The 4,683-nt window shown below is 67.3% G+C and carries 5 protein-coding genes; all 5 read left to right on the top strand.

Features of this window, described 5'->3' with window-relative positions:
• Positions 1-915, top strand: a 915-nt coding sequence (locus H8A92_RS39580; RefSeq protein WP_229200676.1) for an amidase, incomplete at its 5' end; no start/stop codon positions are given.
• A 91-nt stretch (positions 916-1,006) separates the two neighbouring features.
• Complete coding sequence (locus H8A92_RS39575; protein WP_229200675.1) at positions 1,007-1,957, top strand: ABC transporter permease; 951 nt, start codon at positions 1,007-1,009, stop codon at positions 1,955-1,957.
• Positions 1,954-2,850 carry an ABC transporter permease gene (locus tag H8A92_RS39570; RefSeq protein WP_420831435.1) on the top strand — a complete coding sequence of 299 codons (897 nt, stop codon included), beginning with the start codon at positions 1,954-1,956 and terminating at the stop codon, positions 2,848-2,850. The genes H8A92_RS39575 and H8A92_RS39570 overlap by 4 nt, the downstream gene beginning before the upstream one ends.
• Positions 2,851-2,852: 2 nt before the next feature.
• Entirely contained in the window at positions 2,853-3,851 is a 999-nt protein-coding gene (locus H8A92_RS39565; protein WP_229200674.1) for an ABC transporter ATP-binding protein, read from the top strand.
• Positions 3,848-4,683, top strand: an 836-nt coding sequence (locus H8A92_RS39560; protein ID WP_229200673.1) for an ATP-binding cassette domain-containing protein, incomplete at its 3' end; no start/stop codon positions are given. The genes H8A92_RS39565 and H8A92_RS39560, both read left to right, overlap by 4 nt.

Genomic DNA, 4,683 nt, shown 5'->3' with positions numbered 1-4,683 from the left:
GTCGCGACCGACGGCGGCGGCTCGACCCGGATTCCCGCCGCCTGCAACGGCGTGGTCGGGATCAAGCAGAGCAACGGCGTGATCCCGCACAGCCAGGTCCAGGACGCCTTCGGCAACCAGACCTATGTCACGCCGACCACGCGCAGCGTGGCCGATACCGCGCTGATGATGCAGGCGATGGCCGGCGAGGATCCGTCCGATCCCTGGTCGATCGGCGTGCCGGTGCCTGACTATCTCGATCTTGCGGTGCCGCGCGGCGATCTCAGAGGAAGGCGGGTGCTGTTCTGCCTGTCGCCGCCGGGACGTCCGGTCACGTCCGATGTCGCCGCTGCGTTCAAGGGGAGCCTCGACCGGCTGGCCAGTCTCGGCGCGGAACTGGAAGAATTCTCCGGCGACGGCTTTGACATCGAGCCGATCTGGCGCGCCATCAACCACACGGTCTGGCGCACCCGCTTCGAGAAGCTCGCGGCCGACCATCCCGACGATCTCAGCCCGACATTCCTGAAACAGCTCGCGCTTGCCGCTCAGGTCAGCGGCGTGGAGTACCAGCAGGCGATGTTCGACCGAACCGCGCTGTTCCGCCGCGTGCAATCGCTGCTCGCGCGCGGCGACCTGTTGGCGATGCCGACCCTGACCCGCACGGCGCTGCGGATCGATCAGGATCTGTTCGGCACCATCGACATCGACGGCCAGAGCTTTGACAGCGTGCGCCCGCACTGGTTTCCCTGGACCATGCTGTTCAACATGACCGGGCACCCCGCGGTCAGCATCCCCGCGGGCTTCGGCGGTGATGGTCTGCCGATCGGCCTGCATCTGGTCGGCCGCTTCCGGGCCGACGCGGAACTGCTGCGCGTCGCGGCGCTGTTCGAGCAGGCGAGTGATCTGCTCGGCCGCTGGCCGGCCGTCGCGTCGTGAATGGTGCGGCGCAGGGCTTGCATTTGAAAGGCTTGCATTCGCTCGCGAACATGTTGAAACCTGCAGCCTGTTCCTCACGCGTCGAACGGGCATGAGCGTATTCTTCCTGCGGCGGGTCCTGACCCTGGTGGCGACGCTGTTCGCGGCCTCGCTGATCATTTTCCTGGTGCTCGACGCGCTGCCCGGCAATGCCGCCCAGATGCTGATGGGCGCCGACGCCTCGCCCGATGCGGTGCGTGCGCTCACCGTCAAGCTCGGGCTCGATCAGCCGCTCACGGTTCGCTATCTGCTCTGGATCAAGGGCATGGCGGTCGGCGATCTCGGCAACAGCTACGTCTATGGCACGCCGGTGGCCGGCTTGATCGCGGAGCGGCTGGTGCTGACCATCCCGCTCGCGATCATGTCGATGCTGATCACGGTGGTGCTGGCGCTCGCGGCCGGGATCTATACTGCGGCCAATCACAACAAGCTCGGCGATGTCGGGGTGATGTCGCTGACTCAAGTTGGCATCGCGCTACCGAACTTCTGGTTCGCGATCCTGTTGATCCTGTTGTTCTCGGTGAAGCTGCAACTCTTGTCCGCCGGCGGCTTCGCCGGCTGGGATGACGGCATCTGGCCCGGGATCCGCTCGTTGCTGCTGCCGGCGATCTCGCTTGCCGTGGTGCAGGCAGCGATCCTTGCCCGCGTCACGCGCTCTGCCGTGCTGGAGGTGCTGCGCGAGGATTTCGTCCGCACTGCCCGCGCCAAGGGGCTCGGCAAGCGCGAGGTGCTGTGGCGCCACGTGCTGCGCAACGCCATGATCCCGGTGATGACGGTCATGGGTCTGCAATTCGCCAATCTGCTGGCCGGCACCATCGTAATCGAAAACGTGTTCTACCTGCCGGGCCTCGGCCGGCTGATCTTCCAGTCGATCGCCAACCGCGACCTGATCGTGGTGCGCAACTGCGTGATGCTGCTGGCGGCGATGGTCGTGACAGTCAATTTCGTGGTCGATATGCTCTATGCCTTCATCGACCCGCGCATCAAGGTGTCCAACCTGTGAGCGCGCCGCTGACCGCATCCGCCGCCACGTCGGCCATCGCACCGGGCGCGAGGCCGGTGACCGGCTTCTGGCGCCGCGCGCTGCGTCATCGCAGTTTTGTGCTGGGCGCGGTGCTGAGCCTGATCGTACTCGGCGCAGCACTGCTGTCGCTGGTCTGGACGCCGTGGTCGGCCACCGACATCGACATCGCGTCAAAACTGCGTCCGCCGTCGGCGGCGCACTGGCTCGGCACCGACGTGCTCGGCCGCGACATCGTCTCGCTGCTGCTGGTCGGCGCGCGCTCCACCATCATGGTCGGCGTCATCGCCGTCGGCATCGGCCTGAGCTTCGGCGTCTGCCTCGGCCTCATCGCGGCTGCGCGCAAGGGCTGGACCGAGGAGCTCATCATGCGGATGAGCGACTTCACCTTCGCGTTCCCCGCCGTGCTGTCGGCCATCATGCTGGCCGCGGTCGCGGGGCCGGGCATGGTGACGTCGATCACCGCGATCGGGATCTTCCAGATCCCGACCTTCGTCCGCGTCACCCGCGGATCGGCCAATGCCATCTGGGCTCGCGAATTCGTGCTCGCCGCGCGCGCGGCAGGCAAGGGCTCATTCCGCATCACCATCGAGCATGTGCTGCCGAACATCCTGTCGATCCTGATCGTGCAGGCGACGATCCAGTTCGCGCTCGCGATCCTCGCCGAGGCCGCGTTGTCCTATCTCGGCCTCGGCACCCAGCCGCCGCAACCGTCCTGGGGCCGCATGCTCAACGACGCGCAAACCTTGCTGTTCCAGTCGCCGATGCTCGCCGTCTATCCCGGTGCTGCGATTGCGATCGCGGTGCTCGGGCTCAATTTGCTCGGCGACGGCTTGCGCGATCTGCTCGATCCCCGCCTGGCGCGGGAGCGTTGAGCATGAGCGATGCGCCGCTGATCGAGGTGAAGGACCTGGGCGTCCGGCTCAACACCAGCCGCGGCCCGGCGCAGGCCGTGCGTGGTGTCAATTTTGCGCTTCGCCGCGGCGAGACGCTTGGACTGGTCGGCGAATCCGGTTGCGGCAAGTCGGTTACGGCGCTGGCCCTGATGGGGCTGCTGCCGGAGAGCGCCGTGATCAGCGGCAGCATCCGGCTCGATGGCGCGGAGCTCATCGGCCTGCCGGACGCGGCCTACTGCAAGCTGCGCGGCAACCGCATCAGCATGATCTTCCAGGAGCCGATGACCGCGCTCAATCCAATGCATACGATCGGGCACCAGGTCGCCGAGCCCTTGCGGCGCCATACCGGCGTCTCGGCGGCGGAGGCGCAGCTGGAGGCGATCGCGTTGCTCGATCGCGTCGGCCTGCCTGATGCGGCGAAGCGGGTCGATGCCTATCCGCATCAGTTTTCCGGCGGCCAGCGCCAGCGCATCACGGTCGCGATGGCACTGGCCTGCCAGCCCGACGTGCTGATCGCGGACGAGCCGACCACCGCGCTCGACGTCACGATCCAGGGCCAGATCCTCGATCTGATCGCAGGCCTGGTCGAGGAACGCGGCATGTCGATGATCCTGATCTCGCACGATCTCGGCGTGATCGCCGAGAACGTCGATCGCATGATGGTGATGTATGGCGGCACCGTCGTCGAAAGCGGCGCCACCGATGCCGTATTTGCGCGGATGGGCCACCCCTATACGCAGGGCCTGTTCCGCGCCCGGCCGCGGCTCGGCGCCCGCAAGGGGACGCGGCTCAAGACCATCGCCGGCACCGTGCCGGAGCTGGCCGACCTGCCCGCGGGGTGCACCTTCGCCGACCGCTGCGCGATTGTCGAAGCGCGTTGCCGCGCGGCGCTGCCGGCCGTGGTCGATGTCGGCGCGGCGCATGGCGTGCGTTGTATCAGGACCGACGTTTCGATGGGCGCCGGGGGTAGCAGCGCATGACGGCGCCGGACCATGCATCGCCCGCGCCCGGAACGCCGCTGCTCGAGGTGAAGGATCTCGCGCAACGTTACACATTGCCGCGGGAAAGCCTGTTCAAGCCGGCGGCGCAGGTGCACGCGCTCAACGGCGTCACGGCGCGGGTGATGCCGGGCAAGAGCCTCGGCGTCGTCGGCGAGTCCGGTTCGGGCAAATCAACCTTGGCGCGGCTGGTGATGGCGTTGGAGCGGCCGTCGTCGGGGCAGGTCGTGCTGATGGGCCGCGACGTCAATCAGATGCCGCCGGATGAGCTGCGTCGTGCCCGCCACGATTTCCAGATGGTGTTCCAGGATCCCTATGGTTCGCTCGATCCGCGGCAGACCATCGTGCGCATCGTTGCCGAACCGTTGACGGCGCTCGGGCGCATCGATCGCACGAGCCTGCGTGAGCGTGTCGCCAAAGTGCTGCGGCAGGTCGGGCTGCGCGACGCCGACATGGACAAGTTCCCACACGAGTTCTCCGGCGGCCAGCGCCAGCGCATTGCGATTGCCCGGGCGCTGATCACCCAGCCGAAGCTGATCGTCGCCGACGAGCCGGTCTCCGCGCTCGACGTTTCGGTGCAGGCGCAGGTGCTCAACCTGATGCAGGACCTGCAGGACGAATTCGGCCTGAGCTACATCCTGATCAGTCACGACCTCGCGGTGGTCGATCTGCTCTGCGACGAGATCGCGGTAATGTATCTGGGGCGGATCGTCGAGCAGGGGCGGCCGGATGATTTGTTCGCGCACTCTGCCCATCCCTACACGCGCGCGCTGCTGGACGCGGTACCGCGGGCACGCGCCGGCGGCATCAGGCG

The organism is Bradyrhizobium acaciae (assembly GCF_020889785.1).
Lineage (GTDB): Bacteria > Pseudomonadota > Alphaproteobacteria > Rhizobiales > Xanthobacteraceae > Bradyrhizobium > Bradyrhizobium acaciae.
This window is presented reverse-complemented; position numbering and strand designations above follow the sequence as displayed.

Excerpts from the sequence above, each read along its gene's own strand:
- H8A92_RS39575 (WP_229200675.1), top strand. The coding sequence starts at position 1,007 with ATGAGCGTATTCTTCCTGCGGCGGGTCCTGACCCTGGTGGCGACGCTG.
- H8A92_RS39565 (WP_229200674.1), top strand. The coding sequence starts at position 2,853 with ATGAGCGATGCGCCGCTGATCGAGGTGAAGGACCTGGGCGTCCGGCTC.